The following is a 25818-nucleotide window of genomic DNA, read 5'->3' on the forward strand; positions in this document are numbered from 1 at the left end:
CCGTCACAAAGGGTCCAGGCGATGACGCCTCGACACGACAAGGAGTATCCCCGTGACCTATTCGGCCCGGATCAACGAACTGAACGAAACCATCGCAGCCAACGGCGCGCCGTGGGGTGCGATCGACGCCGAAAGTGCCGCGCGCATGGTCGTCCAGAACCGCTTCCGCACGGGGCTCGACATCGCACGCTACACTGCAAAGATCATGCGCGAGGACATGGAAGCCTATGACCGTGACCCGGCGAACTACACGCAATCGCTCGGCACCTGGCACGGCTTCATCGCCCAGCAGAAGATGATCTCGATCAAAAAGCACTTTGGCAATACGAAGCGCCGTTACCTCTACCTGTCGGGATGGATGGTTGCCGCACTGCGCAGCGAGTTCGGTCCGCTGCCCGACCAGTCGATGCACGAAAAGACCTCGGTGCCCGCGCTGATCGGCGAACTCTACACATTCCTCAAGCAGGCAGATGCTCGCGAACTCGGTGGCCTATTCCGCCAGCTCGACGACGCGAAGGCTGTAGGCGATGCAGTCAACACTCATCGTCTTCTGAAGGAGATCGACGAACATCAGACACATGTCGTCCCGATCATCGCCGATATCGATGCCGGCTTCGGCAATGCCGAGGCGACTTACCTGCTTGCCAAGAAGATGATCGAAGCCGGCGCCTGCGCGCTGCAGATCGAAAACCAGGTGTCGGACGAAAAGCAGTGCGGTCACCAGGACGGCAAGGTAACCGTTCCGCATGAAGACTTCCTGCAGAAGATCCGTGCCATCCGTTACGCCTTCCTCGAACTCGGTGTTCCCGATGGCATCATCGTTGCCCGGACCGACAGTCTCGGCGCCGGTCTGACCAAACAGATCGCCTTCTCGACCGAACCGGGCGATCTCGGCGATCAGTACAACAGCTTCCTCGATTGCGAAGAAGTAGAGCCCACCAATATCACCAATGGCCAGGTCTTCATCAGCCGCGACGGCAAGCTCATGGCGCCGAAGCGTCTGCCTTCGAACCTCTATCAGTTCCGTGCCGGGACCGGCGAAGATCGCTGCGTGCTCGACTGCATCACTTCGCTCCAGAACGGCGCCGACCTGCTGTGGATCGAAACGGAAAAGCCGCATATCGAGCAGATCGCGGGCATGGTCGACCGGGTTCGCGAAGTGATCCCGAACGCCAAGCTGGTCTACAACAACTCGCCCAGCTTCAACTGGACGCTCAATTTCCGCCAGCAAGTCTACGACGGCTGGGCGAAAGCTGGAAAGGACGTCTCCGCCTACGATCGCGACAAGCTGATGAGCGTCGATTACGATGGCACCGAACTCGCCGTCGAGGCCGACGAGAAGATCCGCACTTTCCAAGCCGATGCCGCAAAACGCGCCGGAATCTTCCACCACCTGATCACACTGCCGACCTATCATACGGCTGCGCTGAGCACCGACAACCTCGCCCGCGAATATTTCGGCGAGCAGGCCATGCTTGGCTACGTCAAGAACGTCCAGCGCGAGGAGATCCGCCAGGGTATCGCCTGCGTGAAGCACCAGAACATGGCCGGATCCGATATCGGTGACGACCACAAGGAGTACTTTGCCGGCGAAGCGGCCCTGAAGGCCGGCGGCAAGGACAACACCATGAACCAGTTCGCCGCTGCGTAAAGGAGAGAGAGGATGACGACCATGACCGACGACACTCCGAAGACCGAGCCGGGCCGCGCCCGGGCGCTCTTCTCGACAGCGGACTTCCGCCTGCTGCGCACCGCATTGACGCATTATGCCCGCCAGACCGACGATCGCGAAGAACTGGCGAAGATCAATGCTCTTCATCACCGGCTCGGGACCTACGTCCCATCGGAAGGCTGAAGAACTGAAACGAATTCTCCTGGGGAGGAGAATACGGCCGTCGGAGCGCCCCAACGCTCCGGCGGCCACACTATTGGTTCAAAGCTCAGGCACCGCCGCGCGGCATCAGATCTATAGCGGCGCTCGCCAGTGCCTCGGCGCCGGTCTCGATCACTTTTTCCGCATCCGGTGCCCAGAACGGCGAGTGAAGCGACGGTAAGGGTGTCCCGTCCTGTTCGAGCGCATCGAGCATCGGCTGTGGCGTGCCGCTGATCCAGAAAATCATCGACTTGACGTCCTCCGGCGCGGCGCGGCGGAACTGGCTGAAATCCTCACCTCCCATGACCGCGGGCCATTCCGTCACGCGGTCATCGCCGAACCTCTGCCTGAACGCAGCCGCGATTCCCTCGCTGAACTCGGGATCGTTGAAAGTGGAAGGCGTGTACGGATCTTCGACAGTGACTTCAGGCATCAGTTCGTCGGGCAGACCAGCGGTAATTGCTTCGCCGCGCGCTACGCGACGGATACCATCGAGCAGCAATTGGCGGCTTTCGTCCGAATAGCTGCGCACCGTAAGCTGCAGCTTTGCCTCGTCGCTGATGATATTGTGCTTCGCCCCGGCATGAAAGCTGCCCACCGTAATGACCGCCGGATCGAGCGGCGACGAATTGCGGCTGACTATGGTTTGAAGCTTCATCACAATCGCACTGGCAAGAACGATCGGATCCTTAGTGGTGTGCGGATAGGCGCCATGCCCGCCCACGCCTTTGACCTTGATGTCGACGCTGTCGACATTGGCCAGCGCATAGCCCGGCGTGTAACCGATGGCTCCGGCAGGAGCGGGCGCAGCGGCATCGTGAAACGCCAGTGCATAGTCGGGCTTGGGAAAGCGCTCGTATAGTCCATCCTCGATCATGGCGAGAGCGCCAAGCCCGAGCTCTTCTGCCGGCTGCAGGACCATGACCAGCGTACCCTGCCACTTATCCTTGTGATCGACCAGGAGCTGGGCCGCGCCGATGAAGCCGGCCATATGGGTGTCATGGCCACAGGCATGCATTACCCCGGTTGTGACGCCGCTCGCCGGGGTTGCCGTGACCTTGGACGCAAACGGTAGCCCTGTCTGTTCGACTACCGGCAGACCGTCCATATCCGCACGAAGGAGTACGGTCGGACCCTCTCCGTTCTCCATGACCGAAACGACGCCGGTTTTGCCGATGCCCTCGGTCACTTCGAAGCCCAGGTCGCGCATGCGTTTGGCAAGCTTTGCCGCGGTCTCATGCTCTTCGAAGCTCAGTTCGGGGTTCGCGTGAAGATCGCGATAGAGCTCCATCAGGCCGGGCATGTCGGCTTCTAGATCAGCTCGCAGTTCGTCTGCATGCGCCGGTGTGGCGAACATAATGAACAGGGCTCCGAAGCCGGCTGGAATGAAATTCGACATACCCTCTGTTCTCCCTGCTGAACGAACACATGAGGCACGGCTCATGAGTCCTATTTCGGTCACCCAATCGAGGCGGAGCATTGGGGAGCCTGTGTTGCAGAATGTGGCCTGTAAGGAAAGCCTTACAAACCGTATGTAACCACTAGGGCGAGAGACAGCATCGTGACCATGATCAGCACAAGCGGCACACCCGTGCGGACATAGTCTTTAAATTCGTACGACCCCTCCGCCATGATCAGCATATTGGTCTGGTAGGCTATGGGCGTCGCATAGCAAAGATTGCAACCGAACAGCACGGCAAGAATCAATGGTTCGGGCGGCAGCCCCAGCTGAGCCGCTATCGCGAATGCAATGGGTGTGCCTACAGTCGCCGCTGTGGCGTTCGAAGCAAAGTTCGTGAGGAACGTCACGAACAGCATTATGGCCGCAAGAACCGCTGCCGGAGAGAGATACTGCAGTCCGCCGGCGAGCACGCTGCCGAGCCAATTGGCCGCGCCACTTTCCAGCACGATCCGGCCGATTGCAATGCTCGCCGCCACCAGAACTATGACTTTGCCGGATAGCGCTCTTCCGACACGGTCGAATTTGACGCACCCGGTTACGAACATCAGGATCGACCCGGCAAGCGCAGATATCGCTATCGGAATCAGCCCGACCGAGGCGAAACCGACCGATCCCACCATGATCGCTGCAGCAAGAACCGCCTTGGATCTCCGTGGCAGCTCGCGCATGCCTTCCAGCGTCAGCAAACTGTCGCTTCGTGCGAAAAGCTGGAGGTCGTCGGGCAGGCCCAATACGAGCAGTACGTCGCCTTCGGCGATGCGCAGATTGCCACCTTCGCTGAAATCGTCTTTCTTGCCGACGAGGCGCTTCGGGCGATGGATTCCGATGACAGCCACCCCATACAAATCGGCAATACCCGATGAAGGGAGCGTTCGCCCAATCAAACGGGAATCGGCGGTAACGGTCATTTCCACCACGGCTATATCCGTCCGGGTTTCCGACGATCGCCGCCGGATCCGGTCGAGCACCCACGATGGCGCAGCATCACCGCGCAAGATGCGTGAAGCTTCCTCGATCGCTTCGTGTGTCCCCGTCATGCGCAACCGCTGGTTCGGGCGCAGCAGGCCAAGGGGTACGTCGTCGAATTCGATGTCGGCTGGCAGCCGAGCCACAACCTCGCTCAACTCCCGGCCATTCAGTATCGAATCCTCGGTGACGCGCAGTCGCGTTTCAAAGCGCCGTAACTCATGAAGGTTTTCGGTTCGGTTGTCCCCCAGAAGCCGCGGCATAACCAGCCAGAGATAAGGCAGCGCAACGATCGCAGCGACCAGCACGATAGGTGTGTAGTGGAACACCCCCATTTCGGGCATCCCCAGATCGACGGCGATCGAGACGACAAGGATGTTCGTCGACGTGCCGATTGTTGTCGCCATGCCACCGATCAGGACGGCGGCATTGAGCGGAATAAGCGTCTTGGAAGCCGCCATTGCACCGCGCGCGGCGAGTTGCACGAATATCGGCAGAAGCAGGACGAGCACAGGAGTGTCGTTCACACCCATCGAAAGCAACATCGCAACCAGCAGCGAGACCAGCAATCCGAGCTGCCTGTTGAACTTGAAGATGCGTTCGAGGAACCTAGCAGCAGGTTCGAGAGCCCCCGTTACAACCAGCCCCCTCCCCATGATCATCAATGCGCAAATGGTAATCAGCGCATAGTGTCCGAAGCCGGAGAAGGCGAGACTTAGCCCGTCGATTGGCTGGGTATCGGGCAGCGGAAAGAAATAAAGCCCGACCGCAATCACCGCGATTGTCAGGAGCGAGATGATCTCGACCGACATCCGTCCGCGTGCGAAGGCGATGAACATTGCGACAGTGATGACCATTGCCGCAATCGCGTGGTATGAAGGAACCCCGATCATCCAGCGAACTGAATCCCAAACTATCCGCAATGTGGCAAGGATTTAGTTTGGTACCCCTGGCCGGACTCGAACCGGCACTTCAGAAGAAACTCGATTTTGAGTCGAGCGCGTCTACCAATTCCGCCACAGGGGCACTGGGTCGGGAGCGCGGCGGATAGCTCGCGGATGCTGGGTATTCAAGCAGCTCTTTCGCGCGATGGTCAGAAATCCATTCCGATGGCGATATGAGCGAGACGCGGGGCATCCTTGAACTTGGCTCCCATCGCCCCGACCGAAAGCACCGGTCCTGCATCTATCAGTTCCATCTGCATCGCAGGCGGTTGGAAGGGGCGTTCATTCAAATCGCGAGGCAGAACCGAATCCACCGGAAACGCATCTTCCCTCGCAACAGAGCCGGGTTCTGGAATGGCAGCCAGATCGAAACTTTCAGGCATGGGAACTGATGCTCGAAGCAGCTGCCTCTGACGCTCGTTCGCCATCGCAGGCGTGGAACACGCGATACAGACTAACGTGACCCCAAGCGCCTTGAACATATGCGACCTCTTGAGCCTTGCTCTTGCGAGTCAGACGTCACAGCCAAGGCTCGGTTCCCGATGTCAGACTCGCGAAACCAAGTATATCAGGTCTTGAGAGCGCCGACGAGAAGCTTGTGTAGTTTGGAGTGCAAAGCATCGTTGGCGGCGAGTACCTGTGCCGCGTGAATGGGTTGCGAGCGGCCCCGGAAGTCGGAGACAAATCCACCTGCCTCGCGGACGATCAGGCATCCAGCGGCCGTATCCCAATCGTTTAGGTCGCTTTCCCAGAAACCGTCGAAGCGTCCGGCGGCAAGCCATGCAAGGTCGAGCGATGCCGCACCGAAGCGGCGAATGCCGGCAACCTGCGGTCCGATAGCTGCAAAAATCTTCGCCCATTCCCCGAAATCGCCGTGGCCCTGGAAGGGAATGCCGGTAGCGATCAGGGCTTCCGGAAGCGTTCGGCGCGCCGAGACACGCAAGCGTCCGTCATGCAGCCAGGCACCGCGGCTCTTTTCCGCCCAGAAGGTTTCGTCCGTGATCGGGTTGTAGATGACGGCTGCGGTGATATCGCCCCAGCCTCCGCCGCCCAGTTTCGGTTCCTGCGCCGCGATGCTTACCGCGAAATGCGGGATGCCGTGGAGGAAGTTGCTCGTGCCATCGAGCGGATCGACGATCCAGCGTGGCTTGTTTTCATCGCCTTCGATCACGCCAGCTTCTTCCATGACGAAGCCCCAGTCGGGACGCGCGGCAAGCAGTTCGTCATAGATCGTGCGTTCGGCGATACGGTCCGCCTTGGAGACGAAATCCGCCGGCCCCTTGCGGCTGACCTGGAGGTGTTCGACCTCGCCGAAATCGCGGCGCAGGCGGCCGCCGGCCTTGCGCGCGGCTTTCTCCATTACGCGAATGACACCCGATAGAACGGCCATGAGAACTCTCTTATTCGGTCAGGACGCGGATCGAGCGCGCCTGCAGGTGGATCGTACCCCACTCGCAGGCCATGTCGAATTTCGTGCCCTCGATATTGAACGACTGGATGGCGAAGCGGCGCGAGCTCGATGCCGCACCTTCCGCCCGCTCTAGGCTGAGCTTGGAAATCCCTGCAAACTTGAGCAAACCCGGGTGGAAACAGCATTCCTCGCCCTCGCCCGGCGTCTCGTACTCCGGATGGTCTTCTTCAAGGCAGAAATCCATCTCCAGGGTCAGTTCGTCATCGTTGATTATCACGGCACGCAGCACGCTAGCTATGATGTCGATATTCTCGAACCGGCTGGCGATGGACTTGCCCATACGATCAGTTCGCCTTGCCGACGTAGCTCTGTTCGTAGACGTCGACGATGATCCGCGTGCCGCTTTCGATATGCGGAGGGACCATGATGCGCACGCCATTGTCGAGGATTGCGGGCTTGTAGCTGGACGAAGCGGTCTGCCCCTTCACGACTGCGTCGGCCTCGACGATCTCGGCTTCGATCTGTTGCGGCAGTTCGACAGAAATGGGCTTTTCTTCCCACAGCTCGAGCATCACTTCCATTCCGTCTTGCAGGAACGGGCGAGCATCGCCGAGCAGGTCGCTCGGCAGATTGATCTGTTCGTAGGTATCCTTGTCCATGAAGACGAGCATGTCGCCATCTTCGTAGAGAAACTGGAAGTCCTTGGTATCGAGACGCACCTTCTCCACCGTGTCGGCGCTGCGGAAGCGGACATTGGTTTTGCGGCCGTCCTGCAGGTTCTTCATCTCGACCTGCATATAGGCCCCGCCCTTACCGGGTTGGGTGTGCTGGATCTTGGCGACCTTCCAGATGCCGCCTTCGTATTCGATGATGTTGCCCGGACGGATGTCCACGCCGCTGATCTTCATGGGAAGCTACCTTCGACTTGTAAAAGAGCGCGACCGCCCATCGGGCGGAGATGTGCGGCGCGCCTTAGCGGAGCGAGAGCGCGCGGGCAAGCGAGTGGAAAATCACTGCAACAATCGCTATCTGGGTTCTGCGATGATCGACATGAAACGTCTTGCTGAACTTGCCCTTGCCGCCGCTCTTGCGGGTCTCTTATCCGCTCCTGGCGCGGCCCAGGGGCGTTTATCCCTGCTTGATCAGGGCGAATATATCTGCGCGCTCCCGGGTGACGCTACCGGATCGGCGTGGATCGAGCAAAGCGGGCGCGATTTCGCGATAACCGGCGGTTCGAGCTACCGAGCCGCTCGGGGCGGCGGGACCTATCTGATGGAAGGCAAGAAGGTGACATTCACCCGGGGCCCGATGCGGGGCATGAAATTCATGCGATTGGGATCCGGCATGCTTCAGGAAATTGCGCGCGACGGCAAACTCGGCCGCCTTCGCTGCCACAGGGCAGGCCCGACCAGGGATTGATCAGTTGCCGCTGAGGAGCGGGTAGGGATTGACCGCTGTCGCAGGCTCCCACCACTCGGCATCTTCGGCAGTCTGCAAGATCGCGAAATGAAGATGCGGCGCTTCATTGGAGGCGTTGCCCGTGTTGCCGACCGTTCCTATGCGCTGGCCGCGACGCACACGCTGGCCTTCCTTCAGGCCTTTCGCATAGTCATCGAGGTGCGCGTAATAGTAGATTGTCCGTCCATCGGTCGAACGGATGTAGATTGTCTTGCCGCCCGCATCCGATTGGAAAAGCTTCTCGACAACGCCCGGTGCCGTCGACAACACACTTGTGCCGTTCGGCGCCATGATATCGATCGCTTCGTGTAGACGCGAACCGCCTTCACGCGAATCGCTATAGCTGTCGGTCAGGTCGGCGGGGCGAATGTTCTTCACCGGGATCACAAGCTTTCCCGATCTCGACGCTTCGGGTGTTTGCGCCACCGCGACATCGAGTGAGCCGATACCTTCCGCTTCGGTCGGCGCAGGGCTTTGCACGGCGTCCGCAGGACGGGTGACCTCGATCTGGCTGGCGCTGCCGGCGTTCTCGATCAAGCTGCCCCCCAGCACGATCCAGACGGCACTCGTAAGTGTGGCAGTGACGACGATGGTAAGGACGCGGTCGACGATGTTCATGACCGCAGACTAACCGCAAAGGCCGCGAAAATCACCTTCGGCGGTTGCGCCACTATGCAAGCAAGCCGACCCGAGGCCGAATTGCCCACTCGCCAATATCAGCCGTGCTGCATCCGACAGAGGAAATAGAGCGAGAGCGAGCGAGTGCCCGAGGCCGTGTTTTCCGAGCTAGAAAGGACCGGTTTTTGAGGATACCCCGCTCATGCCGGGCGGATCTGTTCCGCAAAAGCCTCGATGGCCGATACTTCGTCACCGTTCCAGACAGCGCCCGAGACGGCGAGAAAGTCCGCGCCGGCTTCGACCAGCGGTCGGCAATTTTCCGGCGTTATCCCGCCGATGGCCACACAGGGAATTTCGAACAGTGTACTCCACCAATCGAGGATATCCGGATCGGGCCGGTAGTCGCTTGCCTTAGTCGTGCTGTCGAAAAACGCGCCGAAGGCAACATAGTCCGCCCCCGCCTCGCCCGCTTCCATGGCAAGATGCTTCGAGGCGTGACATGTCACCCCGATCTGCGTTTCGCGCCCCAGTTGTTCGCGTGCGTCCTTGGGATCGCCGTCGCCCTGCCCCAGATGAACCCCGTCGGCACGCAACCTCTTGGCGAGCGAGATGTCGTCATTGACGATAAATGCCACGTCGCGCGCCGCGCAGATCGCCTGCAATGGTTCCGCCAACCTGACGGCGTCGTGCTGATCGATTCCCTTCACGCGGAACTGGAACGCTGTAACGAGGCGCGGCCCCGCATCGAGCGCACGTTCGAGCCGCTGGGGAAATTCACCCGATACGTCGAGCGGCGAAATCAGGTATAGCTGGCAATCGGTCATCGGCGCGCTCTCTAAAGCCGATATCGCATTTCGTCACGCGTTCAGAACTCCGAAAGCGTTTCAAGCGTTGAGCAAACTATATGAAAGCCCTATTTGCTGCAGCGCTCATCGCCCCCCTCGCCGCTTGCGCGATAATTCCCGACACGCCTATGTCCAACGGCGACGCGGCTGCGCAGGGAAGCGCGGTAGGCATCAATCAGCCGGTGTGGGCGGGCGATACGATCCTGACACCGCTGGCGGTGACCGAAGACAGCCGCTGCCCTGAAAACGCGCGCTGCGTCCAGGCCGGCAAACTGATCGTCTCGACCCGCATAGCGGCCACTCACTGGACGCAAACCGCTCCGCTCACTCTGGGCGAGCCGCATGAAATTCTGGGCCGGACCTACGTGCTCGTGTCGGGAACGCCGGAAAAGACAGCCGACCGGCAAACGCCGGTCGGAGAGTATCGATTTGTTTTCGAAAGGCGCTGAGACTCAGGCGACGCTGGCGGCGTGGATCTGATCGATCGCGCCCGACAACATACCATCGAACTCTTCATCGCTCTGCCCAGCGCGCAATTCCTGCAGCAGTCCGCGGCTGAAGCTGGCAATCATGCCGGGGTTTTTGGCAAGCTCGCTGCAAGCTTCTTCCGTCGAATAGCCACCGGACAACGCCACGACGCGCAGGACTTTCGGATGCTTGGTCAGACCTCCGTAAATCCCGGCTTCCTTGGGAATCGAAAGCTTGAGCATGATCTGCTGCCCCTCGGGCAGCGCTTCCAGGCCTTCCTCGATCGCTTCGAGCAGGATCTTCTCGCCCTCGGCACGATCTTCGGCTGTGATGTCGTATTCCGGTTCGAGCATCGGGACGAGGCCGCAGCTTAGAATACGCGCGCCTTCCGCGAACTGCTGGCGAACGGCTTCCTTGATGCCGACGGGGTTGCCGGACTTGATCACGCTACGCATCTTCGTGCCGAACACACCAAGTTCCTTCGCGCGATTGCACATATTTTCGAGGTCAGGATTGGGCTTCATCAGCTGAGCGCCCTCGCGCTCATCCTCGAGACCCTTGTCGACCTTGAGAAACGGCACGATACCGCGATCCTTGAGACGTGCCGGGACGGATTTTCCGCCGCTTTCGCCTTCCATGGTCTTCTCGAACAAGATCGCGCCGATGACCTTGCCGCTGCCGAAACACGGGCTTTCGATGATGCGCTGGCGCATTTCATGAATCAGACCGAACATCTCATCATCGGTGGTCCAGGCACCGTCTTCGATACCGTACCCCTTCAGCGCTTTTGGCGTAGAACCACCCGATTGGTCGAGCGCCGCGATAAAGCCCTGGCCCTCGGCGATACGCGCCTTCATTTCGTCGAAAGTCATGTGAGAAACCCCGTGATGGTGCATTCGTATGCGGTGCCCATACAAAAGGCTTTTCGCACCTGCAACAGCGCCGTGTAACTTATTGTCCCGCCGTTCGTATGACTTCATACAAGCCGGAGAAAACATGCTTGACGAACTGCAAGAAAGGCTGTGCCGGGAAAACGAAACCGACTTTTCGGATCTCAGAGCGCTGACGATCAACTGCACTTTGAAGCCCAGTCCCCAAGGGTCGCATACGGACAAGCTGCTCGGCGTGGTGGACGCGATACTTGCACGAAACAGCGTCGAACTCGGCCGGGTTCGATTGGTCGACCACGAGATTGCACCGGGTGTCTATCCCGATATGACGGAACATGGCGTCGGGAAAGATGATTGGCCGACGATCTGGAAGAAGGTCGAGGCGGCCGATATCCTCGTGGTCGGAACACCGATCTGGCTCGGCGAAAAGTCGAGCGTCTGCCAACGGCTGATCGAGCGACTCTACGCCCATTCGGGCCAGACCAACGAGAAGGGCCAGTACGCCTTTTACGGCAAGGTCGGTGGGTGCATCGTTACTGGCAACGAAGACGGTATCAAACATGTGGGCATGGGCGTGCTATATTCGCTGCAGCATGTGGGTTACACCATCCCGCCCCAGGCCGACGCCGGCTGGATCGGCGAGGCGGGTCCCGGCCCCAGCTTCGGCGATCCACGAGACGACGGTGACGGCTATGTCGGGTTCGACAACGACTTCACTCGGCGCAATACGACCTTCATGACATGGAACCTGATGCATATGGCACGCATGCTGAAGGACGCCGGCGGCATCCCCGCGCATGGCAATTCGCTCGATCAGTGGAAGGAAGGCCGCCGCTTCGATTCCCCGAACCCCGAGTATCGTTAGTCCCGGCGGATTTTGCGGATGATGCCGTTGAAGCTCAAAACCGGCACATCATCGGCCCGGATCATGCCGACGACGTAGATCGTCTTGCCGCCCGCGCGCACGACCTCGCCGCGCGCCTCGATCATCTGACCGACACGTGCCGGATCGAGGAAATCGCCGGCAAGATGCATCGTCACGCCATGCGAACCTGACAGTTCGTCGGTCGCAATGGTGAAGATCGCGCTATCGGCGAAAGTCATCATACAGCCGCCATGCATGAAACCGGCACCGTTCATATGGCGCTCCTCGGCGCGGAAGGCGGCAACCATCGTGCCATCTTCTTCACGCCGTTCGTAGAAGGGGCCGGCGCGCTGTTCGAAAGCATCGCTTTGCCAGGTCGACCATCCGGCCCATTCGCCCTCGATGACAGGGACAAGTCCACCGCTCGCCCCAACGGCTTCGTTCTCGCTCATGCGGTCAGCGCTGCCACACCTGGCAGGTCCTTGCCTTCCATCCATTCGAGAAAGGCACCGCCCGCCGTCGATACGAAGGTGAAATCGTCCTTCACGCCCGCATGCGCCAGCGCCGCCACCGTATCGCCGCCGCCCGCCACGGACGTGAGCGAGCCGTCTTGTGTCAGCGCCGCTGCCGTCTTCGCCAGCGCGACCGTTGCGGTATCGAACGGCTCGGTCTCGAATGCACCCATCGGACCGTTCCACACCAGTGTTCGGCATGTTTTCAGCACGTCACCAAGCGCTTCAATCGCAAGCGGACCTACATCGAGGATCATTTCGTCGGCGGCGACCTCATGCACATTGCAGGTGCGCAGCGACGGCGGATTGGCTGCAAATTCCTTCGCCACGACGACATCATACGGAAGGTGAACGGTGCAACCGGCATGCTCGGCCTCGTCCATGACCCGGTTGGCCGTATCGGCGAGGTCGTGTTCGCACAGCGACTTTCCAACATCGACGCCCTTGGCGGCCAGAAAAGTGTTGGCCATCCCACCGCCGATGATGAGATGCTGCACCCGGCCGACGAGATTGGTCAGCACGTCCAGCTTGGTCGAAACCTTGGCCCCGCCGACCACGGCAGCGACCGGCGGCTCGGGAGTGCCGAGAGCCGCATCTAGCGCCTTGAGTTCCGCTTCCATCGCTCGCCCGGCATAGGCTGGCAGATGATGCGCCAGACCTTCGGTCGAAGCATGCGCTCGGTGCGCCGCGCTGAATGCGTCGTTGACGTAGAAATCGCCGTGCGCCGCGATGCCCCTGGCAAACTCGGGATCGTTGGCTTCTTCGCCCGGCCAGAAGCGTATATTGTCGAGCAGGCCGATATCGCCATTGCGGAGAATGCCAATCGACTGGTCGACCACCGGGCCCATGACCTCGGGAATGAACATGATTTCCTTGTCCAGCACCTTCTCGACATCGCCCTGCACGAAACTGGTACTCATGGTCGAGTGACGCTGGCCCTTCGGGCGCCCGAAATGGGCGAGCAGTAGGACCTTGGCGCCTTTGTCGGCGAGTTCGAGGATGGTGGGTTTCACCGCCTCGACACGGGTCACATCGGTGGCTGACCCGTCCTTCATCGGTAGATTCAGGTCAACGCGCACTAGCGCGACTTTTCCGGTGATATCACCAAGGTCGTCGAGGGTTTTGAAAGCCATGCCGGCTATACTCCTGATGAGGTTTTCGGCCCCCTAGCCAGTCTTTCCCTCAACGGAAAGGCCCGATCCGGCAGGAATGCCGGATCGGGCCGAATTCAATTTCACTAAGACGCTCTGCGCCGCTTGTTATTAGAGCTCGCCTTCAAAAACGGCGCGGACTGTGCGGTTGCTGCCGTCGGAAAACTTGAGCATCAGATCGACTCCACCTCGACTCCGCGCTGCAGGGGTCAGGTCCTTGAGCATGAGATGGCGTCCGTCCGCCTCAAACGTGATAGACCCATTTGCGGGAATTTCGACATTGGAAATCGTGTCGCTGATCGAGACCGAGCTACTGTCGTCGGCCGGCACGACGAACTGCACCTTAGCGGCGTCGGGCGAGCGCGCGCCGACCAGCGATACGGTCTTCTGTCCACCCTCAAGCACGAGATATACCGGAACCTCGGCCGGAGCGCGCGCGGTGATGGCTGCAGCCGCGTGGCTTACGTGGTGCACTGCTGGTGTTGTGGTGGCAGCAACGGTGACGGCACCTATACCGGCGACACCGATACCAAACGCGGTGAGAGCAATAAGCTTCTTCATGTGGGACAACCCTTTTCCTCCGGGTCGCCGGGAATCGGCGACCCAGAAGACAAATCGGCTGTTTCCCGTGAATAGTCGCTGACCCCACCGTACAGATAGGATGCAGCGAAGATCCAATACCCAAGCGCCTTAGAGGAACTCGGCCATTACGCCCGCGGTGTCGATCATGCGGTTCGAGAAGCCCCACTCGTTGTCGTACCAGCTCACGACGCGGGCAAGCTTGCCTTCCATCACGCTGGTTTCGAGGCTGTCGATCGTCGAACTGGCCGGATAATGATTGAAATCCGACGAAACGAGCGGCTGGTCGGTATAGTCGAGTATGCCCTTCATCTTGCCTTCGGCGGCCGTCTTGAGCGCGGCGTTCAGTTCCTCGACGCTAGTGTCACGGCCGGGCGTAAACACGAGATCGACAAGGCTGACATTCGGCGTCGGGACACGAACCGAGGAGCCGTCGAGTTTACCGGCCAATTCTGGCAGGACCAGGCCGACCGCGCGCGCTGCACCCGTGGTCGTCGGGATCATGTTCTGTGCGCCACCGCGAGCACGACGCATGTCGCCATGCATCTGGTCCAGCATGCGCTGATCGTTCGTGTAGCTGTGGATCGTGGTCATGAACCCGCGCTCGATACCTACGGTCTCGTGCAACACCTTGGCCATCGGCGAAAGGCAGTTGGTCGTGCAGCTGGCATTCGAGACGATCACATCCTCGGCCGTCAGCGTTTCGTCGTTCACCCCGTACACGATGGTAGCAGACACGCCTTTGGCCGGGGCCGAGATCAGAACACGCTTGGCTCCCGCGTCGAGGTGAGGGCGGCAGGCTTCGTCCGACTGGAAGAACCCAGTGCATTCAAGCACGATGTCGATGCCCTGTTCACCATGCGGCAGATTGGCAGGGTCGCGTTCGCTCGTGACCACGATGCTCTTGCCGTTGACGATTATCGCGTTGTCGCCGACTTCGACCGTGCCGGGGAATCGACCGTGCGTAGAATCGTACTGGAAGAGAATCGCGTTCGACTTCGTGTCGGCCAGGTCGTTGATACTGACGAGGTCGAGATCGTGATCGTCCCGCTCGAGAATGGCGCGCGCCACGAGCCGACCGATACGTCCGAAACCGTTGATTGCAACCTTGGTCGCCATTGGTAAGAACTCCTGCTTAACCGTTCAATTTATTCATGATTTGCGGCACGATTGCGTCCGCGGTAAGGCCGAATTTGTCGAAGAGATCGCCTGCAGGCGCGCTTGCTCCGAACCGGTCTATACCAATGCGCAGTCCGTGGGTCATGGTGTAGCGATCCCAGCCAAACGTCGTCCCGGCCTCGATGCTCACGCGAAGGATTTCGTCGGGAGAGACATCGGGCAGAATGTCGGAGCGATAAGCATCGTCCTGCTCGTCGAAGAGCTGAGTGCAGACCATCGAGACGACATCGGCACCAATTCCGGATTCCTCAAGCCTCTCGGCACATTCCATCGCTACGTGCAGTTCGGAACCGGTCGCCACCAGTATCACACGTCGCGGCGCCTGCGATGCCTTAAGACGGTATCCGCCGTACTGCGTCATGTTCTCGGATAGTTGATGCGTTCGCATCTGGGGAAGATTCTGGCGGCTCAAAGCGAGCACCGTGGGACGATCGGGCTGGCGCAATGCAATATCCCAGCATTCCGCGGTTTCTACCGCATCGGCGGGACGCATTACGAGCAGATTAGGCATCATTCGCAGCGACTGGACATGTTCCACCGGCTGATGCGTCGGGCCGTCTTCGCCTAGCCCGATACTGTCATGCGTCATGACATAGACCACCCGCACCTGTTGCAGGGCCGACAGGCGGATGGCCGCGCGGCAGTAGTCGGTGAAGACGAGGAAGGTGCCACCATAAGGAATCACCCCGCCATGCAGCGCCATGCCATTCATCGCCGCGGCCATGCCGAATTCGCGGATGCCGTAATAGACGTAACGCCCCGAGTAATCATCCGCCGTAAAGGGGCCGATGCCACCCGCCTTGGTGTTGTTCGAACCGGTCAGATCGGCGCTGCCGCCGATAGTTTCGGGCAGCTTCGTGTTGATTTCGGCCAACGCCATCTCGCTGGCCTTGCGAGTTGCCACCTTCTGCGGTTCTTCGATCAGCGCCTGGATGTAGCCATCAAGACTGAAACCTTCGGGCAATTCGCCCGCCATGCGGCGTTCGAACTCGGCCCTGCGACCGCTTTGGCCGAGACGGTCCTGCCAGTCGGCATGAGCCTTCTTGCCGCGCTCCGCGGTGCCGCGCCAGTCCGACAGCACTTGCTCGGGAATTTCGAACGGCTTGGCGTCCCAGCCGAGCACGGCGCGCGCGGCGGAGATTTCCTCATCGCCCAACGGCGCGCCATGCGTTGCGCTGGTGCCTTGCTTGTTGGGGGCGCCCTTGCCGATCACCGTCTTGCAGGCAACGAGCGAGGGGCGATCGTCCGCCACGGCCTCGTCGATAGCGCGACGGATATCGTCGAAATCGTGACCGTCGCAGCTGACGACATGCCAGCCGGTCGCTTCGTAACGGGCCTTGATGTTCTCGCTGGTCGAAAGCTCGGTCGACCCATCGATGGTGATGTTGTTGTCGTCCCAGAACACCACCATGCGGCCGAGCTTGAGATGACCCGCGAGGCCGATCGCTTCGTGATTGATGCCTTCCATCAGGCAGCCGTCGCCAGCGATCACCCATGTGCGGTGATCGACGATTTCATCCCCGAATGTCGCGTTGAGATGGCGCTCCGCCATCGCCATTCCGACCGCCATGGCAAGGCCCTGCCCCAGTGGGCCGGTGGTGCTTTCAACGCCGTCCAGAAGGAAGTTTTCAGGGTGTCCGGCGCATGGAGATTCGATCTGACGGAAATTGCGGATGTCTTCCATCGTCGGGCGGTCGTAACCCGCAAGGTGGAGCAGCGAATAGATCAGCATCGAACCATGGCCCGCCGACAGCACGAAACGGTCGCGATCGGACCAGCCGGGCGCCTTTGGATCGTGCTTTAGATACTCGCTCCACAGCACGGTTGCGACGTCGGCCATGCCCATCGGCATACCGGGGTGACCTGAATTCGCCGCCTGCACCGCATCCATCGAAAGCGCCCTGATGGCATTGGCCATCTGGACCATGCGAGCGGTGTCGAGACTCATGAAATATCTTCTCCGGAATTAGGGCCGATTCGACGCGCGCGAAGCCTTCGCGGAGCGCGCGCGCGAGGTCAACCCGCGCCCGCGCCCATGCACAGTGCCACTCCCCTCATTCCACTTATCAACAGCACGGGCCAAGCCTTTGCCTCCGCGGGGCAATCTTGGTATTCAGATCTTCTTATGAGTGCCGACCGCATCAAAAATGCCATGGATCGCATCGATCGCGCTTTGGCGCGGATCGAAACGCAGGCCGCGCTTTCTTCGCATTCGCCCGCGACGGACGATGCGGAACGCTCAGAACTAGCAGCGCGTCACGACGCTTTGCGCGAGCAGGTTTCGGCCAGCATTGCCGAACTTGATACATTGATCGAAAGGCTCGAGCGATGAGCGACGTCACTCTCGCTGTCGGGGGCCGCAACTACACGGTTTCCTGCGCCGACGGTCAGGAAGAGCATGTCCAGCGCCTCGCCGGAGTGATCGACGGCAAGCTGGGCACGATGGGTGCAAACCTGTCGAGCCAGGAGGCCAAGAATCTCCTGTTTGCGGCCCTTCTTCTCGCCGACGAACTCGATGAAGCGAGAACACAGGGCAGTTCGTCGCCCGGGGAGCCTCAATTCGATCAGGGCCGGTTTGCCGGCCAGCTGGAGCGCGTCGCTCTCGCACTTGAGAATGTTGCCTCGACCCTTGAGGGCGGCGGTCACACATCCTAAATAGCGCGATGGCGGGGCTGCCCGGCACGAGCCGCATGAACATCCCTGAGGCTATAAGCAATCCAAGGGAGCTGTCCCTGCCCTGGTCCACCGGTTCGGCCGTGGGATTGGGGCATACGGTACCCACCTGACGTTTAGGCGTCAGAGGATTTCGCCGGAAATCGACCCATGGTGGTTCCGCCACTTTCACCATCATCGAGCACGTGGACGGCGGCGAGACCTCCCGGTAAGGACGCAGGCGTGACCAAGGACGACCTCCGCAAACGGCTGCGCGCCGCTCGCCGCGAGCATGTGGCTGCCCTGCCCGACAGTGTGCGGACACTGGTGTTCATGCGCCCGCCCGCGCCATTGCTCGACATGGTGCCACAGGGTGCGACGATCGGTCTTTATCGCGCTGCATCCACGGAAGCACCTGCCGGAGCCTATGCGCGCTATTTCTACGACGCGGGCCACGAGCTGGCCCTGCCCCGGTTTGCCGACAGGAACGCCCCGATGCAGTTCGCGCGCTTTACCGATCCGTTCGAAGAGAGCGATCTGGAAACTGGCCCGTTCGGACTGCTACAGCCAGCGATGGACGCTGCCATCATCGAACCATCCGTCCTGTTCGTACCGCTGGTCGGCTTCACGGCCGACGGCGCGCGTCTCGGACAGGGCGGCGGACATTACGATCGCTGGCTGGCGGCGCACACCGGGGTTATCGCGATCGGGATCGGGTGGGATTGCCAACTGGTCGACGAACTTCCCACCGAACCGCACGACATCCCGCTCGCCGCTATCGTGACGCCGACCCGCCTCTACGGTCCGTTCGCATGAGAAAAGAACCCACCTGGCGCATCCCGGTCGGCATTCTTGGCCTTCTGCTTGCATTGGCGGTCTATGGGCTCGTCATTGCGCGCTATGCACCGGGGCTGATCGGCGGGTGGCCGACGCTGGTCCAGACGATCGTCTATGTCGTGTTGGGCGTGATCTGGCTCTTGCCGCTGCGCCGCTTTCTGATCTGGATGGAAACGGGCCGCTGGGGCTGACTGGTCCGTAGCGGGCATGCCGGCTGGCACGCGGAATTCCGCGAACGTGATAGTCTGCAATATCGGAAGATACCCAAGTGGCGCGAGTGACGGGGCTCGAACCCGCGACCTTCGGCGTGACAGGCCGACACTCTAACCAACTGAGCTACACCCGCGCAGCCACTTGGGAGCCGCGCATCTACGGGCGGGTCCGATTCCTGTCAATGAAGATATGACGGTTTTTTTGCTCTTTTTGCAGGGCTTGAATTGCGTTGACGCCTTTACCCGGATTTAGCCCTTATCGCCGAGATTTCCGTCAGCGTTTGCGCGTGGGGGAATTCACGGGCGGCGTAATGCTGGATAAGATTTTTCTTATCTTTTCCATGAGCTTATTGGGCACACGCGGGATTGCCACGCAATCGGCACTGGATATCCAGACCGCCGCGTATCCGATTGCAGCGGGAACTGCTCCAGAACGGGCGGGACCATCGCCCGCGACCCGATCCGGAAATCTATCCAAACCTATCCATCGCTGACGGCAGAAACCGTCAGTCGACCAGGATCAATGCGGGCGTTTCCAGAAGTTTCTTGAGCGCCTGGACAAAGCTCGCGGCATCCCAGCCATCGACTACGCGATGGTCGCAGCTGATCGAGATGTTCATCAGCTTGCGCTTCTCGATCCGCTCCACTCCATCGCTACCGGTGATGTACATCGGGCGTTCGATGATCCGGTTCGGGCCAATAATAGCGACTTCTGGTCGATTGATCACAGGCGTCGTCGCCACGCCACCCAGCGGGCCGAGCGAGGTGACGGTGAGAGTACCGCCCTGCATTTCTTCGGATTTGGCGGTGCCGTTGCGCGCAGCGTCGGCGAGACGCACAATCTCGTTCGCCAACTGCCACAGATTTTTCGACTCCGCGTTCCTGATCACAGGCACCATTAGTCCCGCATCGGTCTGTGCGGCCATTCCCATATGCACGGCGCCGTGCCGCGTCACCACGCCCGCCTCGTCATCATAGCGGGCATTGATCATCGGAAAATCGGGCAGCGTCTTGCAGATCGCGGTGATCAGCAGCGGCAGAATGGTGAGCTTGGGCTTGCCACCGCGGGCACCATTGAGCTGTGCGCGTAATTCCTCCAGCGCGGTAACGTCGCACTCTTCGACATAGGAGAAATGCGGGATGTTGCGTTTCGACGCAGCCATGTTCTCGGCGATGCGGCGGCGCATGCCGATAACTTTCTGCTGCTGATCCTCGCGAGTCTTGGCTGCAGCGCCGTAGCCCGAATTGTACGACAGGAACTGATCCAGATCGCCGTGCCGTATGCGGCCTTCTTCGGAAGGTTTCACCTTGCCGAGATCAACGCCGAGGTCTTTAGCGCGCTGGCGCACGGCAGGGGTCGCCAGAACCTTCGCATGAGCCAAAGGTTCGGGTGCCGGAGTGGGGTCGGGAAGCGGTTCGGGTTCGGCATCGGCGGCCAGTGCATCGTCGGCATCGGAAGCGTCCGAGGTTTCCACCTCTATCCGTTTCTCGACCTCTTCGTCCTTCGGTGCGGGTGCGGCTTCCGCTGCCGCCTCGTTCTCTTCTATTACGTCTTCAGGTACTTGGCCCTCGACTTCGATAACCACCAGCATCGAGCCGATCGAAACCATATCGCCCTCGCCGCCGGCAATCTCGAGGATCTTGCCGGTGACCGGGCTTTCCATCGGCACGGTCGCCTTGTCGGTCATCATGTCTACGAATTCTTCGTCTTCATTGACCGTATCGCCGACAGCCTTGTGCCACTGCACGATCTCGGCCTCGGCAATGCCTTCGCCGATATCGGGCATGTTGAAGGTGAATTTCGCCATGGGGATCAGTCCTTGAGGATCTTGTCGATGGCCTCGCCGATGCGGATCGGACCGGGGAAATAGGCCCATTCGAGGCTGTGGGGATAGGGTGTGTCGAAGCCGGTCACGCGTTCGACGGGCGCTTCGAGATGGTAGAAGCAGCGTTCGGTAACGAGCGCGGACAGCTCGGCCCCGAAACCGGCAGTGCGGGTCGCTTCATGGACGACCAGGCAGCGCCCGGTCTTCTTGACGCTTTCTTCGATCGCTTCGATGTCGAGCGGAACGATGGTTCGCAGGTCGATGATGTCCGCCTCGACGCCCTTCTCGGCGCAGACCGCTTCGACCACGTGAACCATAGTGCCGTAGGCGAGGATGGTGAGCTCCTCGCCTTCGGTCGCCAGGCGGGCCTTGCCCAGCGGGATCTTGTAATAGCCTTCGGGGACAATGCTCGCGTCAAACTTCTTCCATGGCTGCACCGGCTTGTCGTAATAGCCGGAGAACGGACCGTTGTAGATGCGCTTGGGCTCGAAGAAGATGACCGGATCGTTGTCCTCAATGCAGGAAATCAGCAAGCCCTTGGCATCGTAGGGCGTCGCCGGGATGACGGTCTTCAATCCCGATACATGGGCGAAGATCGCCTCCGGGCTCTGGCTGTGCGTCTGGCCGCCGAAGATGCCGCCTCCGAAGGGCGACCGTACCGTCATCGGTGCAATGTATTCTCCCGCCGAACGGTACCGCAGGCGTGCGGCCTCGGAAATCAGCTGGTCGAGCCCGGGATAGATGTAATCGGCAAACTGGATTTCCGGGACGGGCCGCAGACCATAGGCTCCCATCCCAACCGCCACCGCGATGATGCCGCATTCGTTGATCGGCGTGTCGAAAACACGGGTCTTGCCGTATTTTTCCTGCAGGCCGGCCGTGCAGCGGAACACCCCGCCGAAATAACCGACGTCCTCGCCCATCACGACTACGTCGCCGTCGCGTTCCATCGACACATCGAGCGCTTCGTTGATCGCTTCGATCATGTTCAGCCGACGTTCGGTGCCCGATGAAGCGTCCGATTCACGTGCTTTTGTGGCGGTGCTCACTGGTCGAGCCCTCCCGGAAACTTGATCTCGCGTTCCCGGATTGCCTGCCGGCTCTGCTCCCTGAGATGCCAAGGCAGTTCCTCGAACACGTCCTCGAACATGGTGCGGAACGGATGGTGTAGGCCGTGCCCCAGAATGCCGTTGGCTTCGGCTTCCTTGGTCACCTTTTTGACGTGTTCGGCCGCCTCGAGATCCATCTTTTCCTGCCGGTCCTCGTCCCATTCGCCGATCGCGATAAGGTGGTCCTTGAGGCGCGTCACCGGATCGCCCAGCGGCCATTCATTCCGCTCTTGCGCGCTGCGATAGCCGCTGGGATCGTCAGAGGTCGAATGCCCCTCGGCACGGTAGGTGAAGAACTCGATCAGCGTCGGCCCGGCATTGGCGCGGGCACGGTTGGCGGCCCATTGCTCTGCGGCGTAGCAAGCCAGCGCATCGTTTCCATCGACACGCAAACCGGCGAGGCCATAACCCAGCGCGCGCGCGGCGAAGGTGGTGCGCTCCGCACCGGCAAAGCCGCTGAAGCTGCTGATGGCCCACTGGTTGTTGATAACATTGAGGATAACCGGTGCATTATACACCGTCGCGAAGGTGCAGGCCGAATGGAAATCGCCTTCCGCGGTGCTGCCCTCGCCCACCCATGTCGCGGCGATCCGGCTGTCCCCCTTCATCGCGCTGGCCATGGCCCAGCCCACCGCCTGCGGGGTCTGCGTCGCAAGATTGCCGCTGATGGTGAAGAAGCTGTGCTCACGGCTCGAATACATGATCGGTAGCTGACGGCCCTTCAGCTTGTCGCCCTTGTTCGAATAGATCTGATTGATCATCTCGATCAGTGGATAGCCGCGCTGGATCAGGATGCCCTGCTGGCGGTAGCTTGGAAAGACCATGTCGTCTCCGGCGAGCGCCATCGACGCGGAAACGCTGGTCGCCTCCTCGCCCGTGCACTTCATATAGAAGCTGGTCTTGCCCTGCCGCTGGCCGCGAAACATGCGCTCGTCGAATGCACGGGTCATCGCCATATGGCCGAGCATCTTGCGCAATGTGTCGGGATCGAGCTTGGGATCCCAGGGACCGTGCGCCTTGTTGTCATCCCCCAGGACACGCACCAGTCCGAACGCCATGTCGCGCATCGTTGCAGGGTCGCAGGTTTCATCGGGACGCGGGGTGTTACCCGCTTCGGGCACGTCGATGTGCGAGAAATCGACCGTGTCGCCCGGCCGGAACTTGGGTTCGGGAACATGCAGCGAAAGCGTCGGGCGGTTATCGCCTTGTGCTGCACTACCCTGGGGCCTGTCGGCCATAGAATCGTCTCCCAGACGCAATCTTACGCTTGCGCGTTATTTTATTTCACGAGTGGGAAACGGTCAAGTCAGCGCCGGATCACACCGCTACAGGCGCCTTGATGGGCCCGTGCGGCGCATAGTCGTGAACCGCGAAATCCTCAATGCTATAGTCGAATATAGAGGTCGGGCGCCGCACTATTTCAAGCTTCGGATGCCCTTGCGGCTCCCGCGAAAGCTGCTCCTCGATCAGATGCTCGTGATTGAGGTAGAGGTGGGTGTCGCCACCCATCCAGACCAGCTCTCCCGGTTCCAGATCGGTCTGCTGCACGATCATCCTCGCCAACAACGCCGCCGACCACAGGTTGAATGGCAAACCCAGAGCTACATCGCAACTGCGTTGATAGAGCAAGCAGTTCAGCCGATCGCCAGCGACATAGAACTGATAGGTCTTGTGACACGGCGGCAGCGCCATCTCGGGTAGTTCCGCAACATTCCAACCCTCGATGATGTGGCGACGGCTGCCTGGGTTAACGCGCAGGCTTTCGACAACTTGGGCAACCTGATTGATCCCCAGCCCCTTGCTGAACAGTCCTCCCTCAACGGGATTGTAGGTCGGCCAGTCGACCCACTGCTTGCCGTAAACCGGACCTAGATCGCCCCATTCGTCCGCGAAGGCCTCGTCATCCCGGATCCGATCAACGAAATCGTCGAGCGCAATCTTGTCGCCTGTTTCCCTGACGTAGCGAGCATGTGGCCACTCGTTCCAGATTTTCACGTTTTGCTGCACCAATGGCCGGATGTTGGTATTTCCCGTGAGAAACCACAGCAGCTCGCGTGTAGCAGTTTTCCAGTAGACTCGCTTGGTCGTGATGAGGGGCATCGCGCTGTGCGCGAGATCGAAGCGTAACATAGCACCAAACACAGAGCGTGTGCCTATGCCAGTACGGTCCTGCCGCTCGTCTCCCTCGAGCCAGATACGGCGCATGAGGTCGAGATACTGATGTTCGTAATGCGGACTTTGCACGGGATTTTGCTCGCTTCGGGTGTTCCATACCCCTACTCCCGATCTTCCGTAATTGCCTGCTTGCACGTTCAGCAATCCACACCTATAGGGCGCGCCTGCTTCGCACCCGCTGCTTGAAAGAAGCCGCGGGCCGATCCGGTCGGGGAGTAGCTCAGCCTGGTAGAGCACTGTCTTCGGGAGGCAGGGGCCGGAGGTTCGAATCCTCTCTCCCCGACCACTTTATCTTAAAAGTGACGGTTTTTCGCCAATTTGCATGGGCTAATGCCGTGCACCGGACACATAACCGATACATATAAGCGTAGCACATGCGGGAAGGTGATCAACCGATGCCGCGCATTCCGCACGTGACCCGCCGCGATGGACGGTATGTCTTTCGCCGCCGGATGCATTTCCGAAATATTATATCGAAGCCGCTAGTTATCTCGCTGCGCACGGCAGATGGTCACACCGCCCGAGAACGGGCTGCGGTCCTTTCTGCACATTTCGTGCTCGTGAAATTATGCGTGAGAGAAATGCTGCAATCTGGGAAAGAACTGACCGAGGCAGAAATTGTGACTCTGTTTCGAAACGCCCTGAAGGAACGGCTTCGTCAGCATGTTCGTATCGCCTTTGAATATGGCGAATGGTCGGACAGAGCGCTTTCGATCGCCGCCGACGATCGGGAAGCTTACCTTACTCTCAGGCCGACCGGCGGTCTTGATCCCGATTTATTGTCCGTTGCGAAGGAGATACTTCCCGATCAGGACATAGAAGCCACCCTCACGGAAATTGGGGCTCCCGTCACTGCGGGAAACGTCGCCCTGGCTCGCACACACATCTTCCGAGCCAGGGCCGCAGCAGGCAAACGCGTCCAGCGACTGTATGATGAAGAAATCATGGACGCGCCTGATGCGGTCAGGGCACTTATGGCGGACATCGATCTGCCGATACAAAACGGCTTCGGTTCGATTGAACATACAAGCCAACCGCCCGCCAACTCCTCGTCCGATCAAAGATCAGAAAGCCAGTTCCTGATCTACGATGCGCGGCGCTTCGGCGATGTTATTGAGGAAATCCTGCGTGAGCTGAAAGCCGAGCGCATTTGGAAGGGCGATCTGCGCCAGCAGCGCAGGGTCATTCAGACCTTTGCCTGGATCACGGGAAATCGAGAGCTTGGCTCGTACGATCATCGAGACGTCAAGGCGTTTAAGAATGGATTGCTGCGTTTACCAAAGGGCTTCCGGTATGGAACGTTGACGAAGGGGTCAATGGCTCAGCCTTTCTCGGAAGTTGTCGCCGCTCTCCCTCCCGTTGCGCCCGGCGAGGGGAGAAATATGAAGACCCTGAATCGCGACCTGAGTTACATGAACACGGTCTCGAAGCATCTCGCAGAGTCGGCTTGGAAGCCCAGGCACCATGATATGCTTGTGCTGAATTTTGCGAGCAACCTGGCAAGGATCGTCGACAAGGGCATTGATCCCAGGCCGCCTTGGACGACGAAGCATCTGGAACTGCTATTCAAATCGCCGCTTTATGTTGGAGGATGAGGTGCACTTCACCGTCTGCACGAAGCGCCTCGACCACGGGTTTATCACGATGCTGCGTATTTTGCGCCGTTGCTCTGGTACTACACTCATGCATGTCGCGAAGAAATTTGCGGCCTAGGGTCTGTGGGGATTTAGGATTCCCATTTGCGTGGATTTGTGATTCACGCTTTGGATGGAACGCTTTGTACTGA

29 protein-coding genes, 3 tRNA genes and 1 other RNA gene are annotated in these 25818 nt (G+C 60.0%); 12 read left to right on the forward strand and 21 right to left on the reverse strand.

Going from position 1 to position 25818, the window contains the following annotated elements:
• Positions 1–52: 52 nt before the first annotated feature.
• Positions 53–1651 carry an isocitrate lyase gene (locus K3174_RS02730; RefSeq protein WP_221555347.1) on the forward strand — a complete coding sequence of 533 codons (1599 nt, stop codon included), beginning with the start codon at positions 53–55 and terminating at the stop codon, positions 1649–1651.
• A gap of 12 nt (positions 1652–1663) precedes the next feature.
• Positions 1664–1855: a hypothetical protein gene (locus tag K3174_RS02735; protein WP_425594417.1), complete on the forward strand. Its 192-nt coding sequence runs from the start codon at positions 1664–1666 to the stop codon at positions 1853–1855.
• Between the two features lie 85 nt (positions 1856–1940).
• On the opposite strand, the gene K3174_RS02740 is transcribed toward K3174_RS02735, so the two are convergent.
• The 7 genes from K3174_RS02740 to efp all read right to left on the reverse strand — a co-directional run bounded on the left by K3174_RS02740 (position 1941) and on the right by efp (position 7564).
• Positions 1941–3272, reverse strand: coding sequence for an amidohydrolase (locus tag K3174_RS02740; RefSeq protein ID WP_221555348.1), 1332 nt, complete (start codon positions 3270–3272; stop codon positions 1941–1943).
• Between the two features lie 122 nt (positions 3273–3394).
• The gene (locus K3174_RS02745) at positions 3395–5194 is read right to left on the reverse strand and encodes an SLC13 family permease (protein WP_221555349.1); all 1800 of its coding nucleotides are present in this window, start codon (positions 5192–5194) and stop codon (positions 3395–3397) included.
• Positions 5195–5242: 48 nt separating this feature from the next.
• Positions 5243–5327: transfer RNA gene (locus tag K3174_RS02750), tRNA-Leu, on the reverse strand.
• Between the two features lie 67 nt (positions 5328–5394).
• Positions 5395–5727 (reverse strand): hypothetical protein, encoded by a 333-nt coding sequence (locus K3174_RS02755; protein WP_221555350.1) that lies wholly within the window; start codon positions 5725–5727, stop codon positions 5395–5397.
• 86 nt (positions 5728–5813) lie between these two features.
• On the reverse strand, positions 5814–6635 hold the full coding sequence (locus K3174_RS02760; RefSeq protein ID WP_221555351.1) for an inositol monophosphatase family protein: 822 nt from the start codon (positions 6633–6635) through the stop codon (positions 5814–5816).
• 10 nt (positions 6636–6645) lie between these two features.
• Positions 6646–6996, reverse strand: a complete 351-nt coding sequence (locus K3174_RS02765; RefSeq protein WP_221555352.1) for a hypothetical protein — start codon at positions 6994–6996, stop codon at positions 6646–6648.
• Between the two features lie 4 nt (positions 6997–7000).
• Positions 7001–7564: an elongation factor P gene (gene efp, locus K3174_RS02770; protein ID WP_221555353.1), complete on the reverse strand. Its 564-nt coding sequence runs from the start codon at positions 7562–7564 to the stop codon at positions 7001–7003.
• On the opposite strand from efp, the gene K3174_RS02775 reads away from it, so the two are divergent.
• On the forward strand, positions 7563–8075 hold the full coding sequence (locus K3174_RS02775) for a hypothetical protein (protein ID WP_247711817.1): 513 nt from the start codon (positions 7563–7565) through the stop codon (positions 8073–8075). The two genes, efp and K3174_RS02775, sit on opposite strands and share 2 nt — an antisense overlap.
• On the opposite strand, the gene K3174_RS02780 is transcribed toward K3174_RS02775, so the two are convergent.
• Both K3174_RS02780 and thiE read right to left on the reverse strand, forming a co-directional pair.
• A complete protein-coding gene (locus K3174_RS02780) occupies positions 8076–8732 on the reverse strand; it encodes a M23 family metallopeptidase (protein ID WP_221555354.1) in 657 nt (218 codons plus the stop codon).
• 200 nt (positions 8733–8932) lie between these two features.
• The gene (thiE, locus tag K3174_RS02785; RefSeq protein WP_221555355.1) at positions 8933–9556 is read right to left on the reverse strand and encodes a thiamine phosphate synthase; all 624 of its coding nucleotides are present in this window, start codon (positions 9554–9556) and stop codon (positions 8933–8935) included.
• A gap of 80 nt (positions 9557–9636) precedes the next feature.
• On the opposite strand from thiE, the gene K3174_RS02790 reads away from it, so the two are divergent.
• On the forward strand, positions 9637–10026 hold the full coding sequence (locus tag K3174_RS02790; RefSeq protein ID WP_221555356.1) for a hypothetical protein: 390 nt from the start codon (positions 9637–9639) through the stop codon (positions 10024–10026).
• Between the two features lie 3 nt (positions 10027–10029).
• On the opposite strand, the gene K3174_RS02795 is transcribed toward K3174_RS02790, so the two are convergent.
• Positions 10030–10917, reverse strand: coding sequence for a fructose bisphosphate aldolase (locus tag K3174_RS02795; protein ID WP_221555357.1), 888 nt, complete (start codon positions 10915–10917; stop codon positions 10030–10032).
• A 124-nt stretch (positions 10918–11041) separates the two neighbouring features.
• Between K3174_RS02795 and K3174_RS02800 the strand changes: the two genes are divergently transcribed.
• Entirely contained in the window at positions 11042–11800 is a 759-nt protein-coding gene (locus K3174_RS02800; RefSeq protein WP_221555358.1) for a flavodoxin family protein, read from the forward strand.
• On the opposite strand, the gene K3174_RS02805 is transcribed toward K3174_RS02800, so the two are convergent.
• The 5 genes from K3174_RS02805 to tkt form a co-directional block, all read right to left on the reverse strand.
• Entirely contained in the window at positions 11797–12252 is a 456-nt protein-coding gene (locus K3174_RS02805; RefSeq protein ID WP_221555359.1) for a PaaI family thioesterase, read from the reverse strand. The genes K3174_RS02800 and K3174_RS02805 overlap by 4 nt on opposite strands.
• Positions 12249–13445, reverse strand: a complete 1197-nt coding sequence (locus K3174_RS02810) for a phosphoglycerate kinase (protein ID WP_221555360.1) — start codon at positions 13443–13445, stop codon at positions 12249–12251. Before K3174_RS02810 ends, K3174_RS02805 begins: the two co-directional genes overlap by 4 nt.
• Before the next feature lie 129 nt (positions 13446–13574).
• A complete protein-coding gene (locus tag K3174_RS02815) occupies positions 13575–14024 on the reverse strand; it encodes a copper chaperone PCu(A)C domain-containing protein (protein ID WP_221555361.1) in 450 nt (149 codons plus the stop codon).
• A 129-nt stretch (positions 14025–14153) separates the two neighbouring features.
• A complete protein-coding gene (gene gap, locus K3174_RS02820; protein ID WP_221555362.1) occupies positions 14154–15161 on the reverse strand; it encodes a type I glyceraldehyde-3-phosphate dehydrogenase in 1008 nt (335 codons plus the stop codon).
• 16 nt (positions 15162–15177) lie between these two features.
• Positions 15178–17169, reverse strand: a complete 1992-nt coding sequence (tkt, locus tag K3174_RS02825; RefSeq protein WP_221555363.1) for a transketolase — start codon at positions 17167–17169, stop codon at positions 15178–15180.
• A 177-nt stretch (positions 17170–17346) separates the two neighbouring features.
• Here tkt and K3174_RS02830 point away from each other — a divergent pair, with 177 nt between their 5' ends.
• The 5 genes from K3174_RS02830 to K3174_RS02845 all read left to right on the forward strand — a co-directional run bounded on the left by K3174_RS02830 (position 17347) and on the right by K3174_RS02845 (position 18901).
• Positions 17347–17553, forward strand: coding sequence for a hypothetical protein (locus K3174_RS02830; protein WP_221555364.1), 207 nt, complete (start codon positions 17347–17349; stop codon positions 17551–17553).
• Positions 17550–17876: a cell division protein ZapA gene (locus tag K3174_RS02835; protein ID WP_221555365.1), complete on the forward strand. Its 327-nt coding sequence runs from the start codon at positions 17550–17552 to the stop codon at positions 17874–17876. Before K3174_RS02830 ends, K3174_RS02835 begins: the two co-directional genes overlap by 4 nt.
• 11 nt (positions 17877–17887) lie before the next feature.
• Positions 17888–18058, forward strand: a non-coding RNA gene (gene ssrS, locus K3174_RS17135) — 6S RNA.
• A gap of 58 nt (positions 18059–18116) precedes the next feature.
• Entirely contained in the window at positions 18117–18689 is a 573-nt protein-coding gene (locus K3174_RS02840) for a 5-formyltetrahydrofolate cyclo-ligase (protein ID WP_345719570.1), read from the forward strand.
• Positions 18686–18901, forward strand: a complete 216-nt coding sequence (locus tag K3174_RS02845) for a DUF2842 domain-containing protein (protein ID WP_221555367.1) — start codon at positions 18686–18688, stop codon at positions 18899–18901. Before K3174_RS02840 ends, K3174_RS02845 begins: the two co-directional genes overlap by 4 nt.
• A 78-nt stretch (positions 18902–18979) precedes the next feature.
• On the opposite strand, the gene K3174_RS02850 is transcribed toward K3174_RS02845, so the two are convergent.
• From K3174_RS02850 to thyA, 5 genes are all read right to left on the reverse strand, one after another.
• A tRNA-Asp gene (locus K3174_RS02850) sits at positions 18980–19056 on the reverse strand.
• 372 nt (positions 19057–19428) lie between these two features.
• Positions 19429–20730 (reverse strand): dihydrolipoamide acetyltransferase family protein, encoded by a 1302-nt coding sequence (locus K3174_RS02855; RefSeq protein WP_221555368.1) that lies wholly within the window; start codon positions 20728–20730, stop codon positions 19429–19431.
• Positions 20731–20735: 5 nt separating this feature from the next.
• Positions 20736–21734, reverse strand: coding sequence for an alpha-ketoacid dehydrogenase subunit beta (locus K3174_RS02860; RefSeq protein ID WP_221555422.1), 999 nt, complete (start codon positions 21732–21734; stop codon positions 20736–20738).
• A 59-nt stretch (positions 21735–21793) separates the two neighbouring features.
• Positions 21794–23095, reverse strand: a complete 1302-nt coding sequence (locus K3174_RS02865) for a 3-methyl-2-oxobutanoate dehydrogenase (2-methylpropanoyl-transferring) subunit alpha (protein WP_221555369.1) — start codon at positions 23093–23095, stop codon at positions 21794–21796.
• Positions 23096–23174: 79 nt separating this feature from the next.
• On the reverse strand, positions 23175–24101 hold the full coding sequence (gene thyA, locus K3174_RS02870) for a thymidylate synthase (protein ID WP_221555370.1): 927 nt from the start codon (positions 24099–24101) through the stop codon (positions 23175–23177).
• Between the two features lie 140 nt (positions 24102–24241).
• On the opposite strand from thyA, the gene K3174_RS02875 reads away from it, so the two are divergent.
• Positions 24242–24318, forward strand: a tRNA-Pro gene (locus K3174_RS02875).
• 109 nt (positions 24319–24427) lie between these two features.
• Positions 24428–25627, forward strand: coding sequence for a hypothetical protein (locus K3174_RS02880; RefSeq protein WP_221555371.1), 1200 nt, complete (start codon positions 24428–24430; stop codon positions 25625–25627).
• Here K3174_RS02880 and K3174_RS02885 read toward each other — a convergent pair.
• On the reverse strand, positions 25599–25818 hold a 220-nt coding region (locus tag K3174_RS02885), incomplete at its 5' end, for a hypothetical protein (RefSeq protein WP_221555372.1). The genes K3174_RS02880 and K3174_RS02885 overlap by 29 nt on opposite strands.

This window comes from Qipengyuania qiaonensis (genome assembly GCF_019711515.1).
Classification (GTDB): domain Bacteria; phylum Pseudomonadota; class Alphaproteobacteria; order Sphingomonadales; family Sphingomonadaceae; genus Qipengyuania; species Qipengyuania qiaonensis.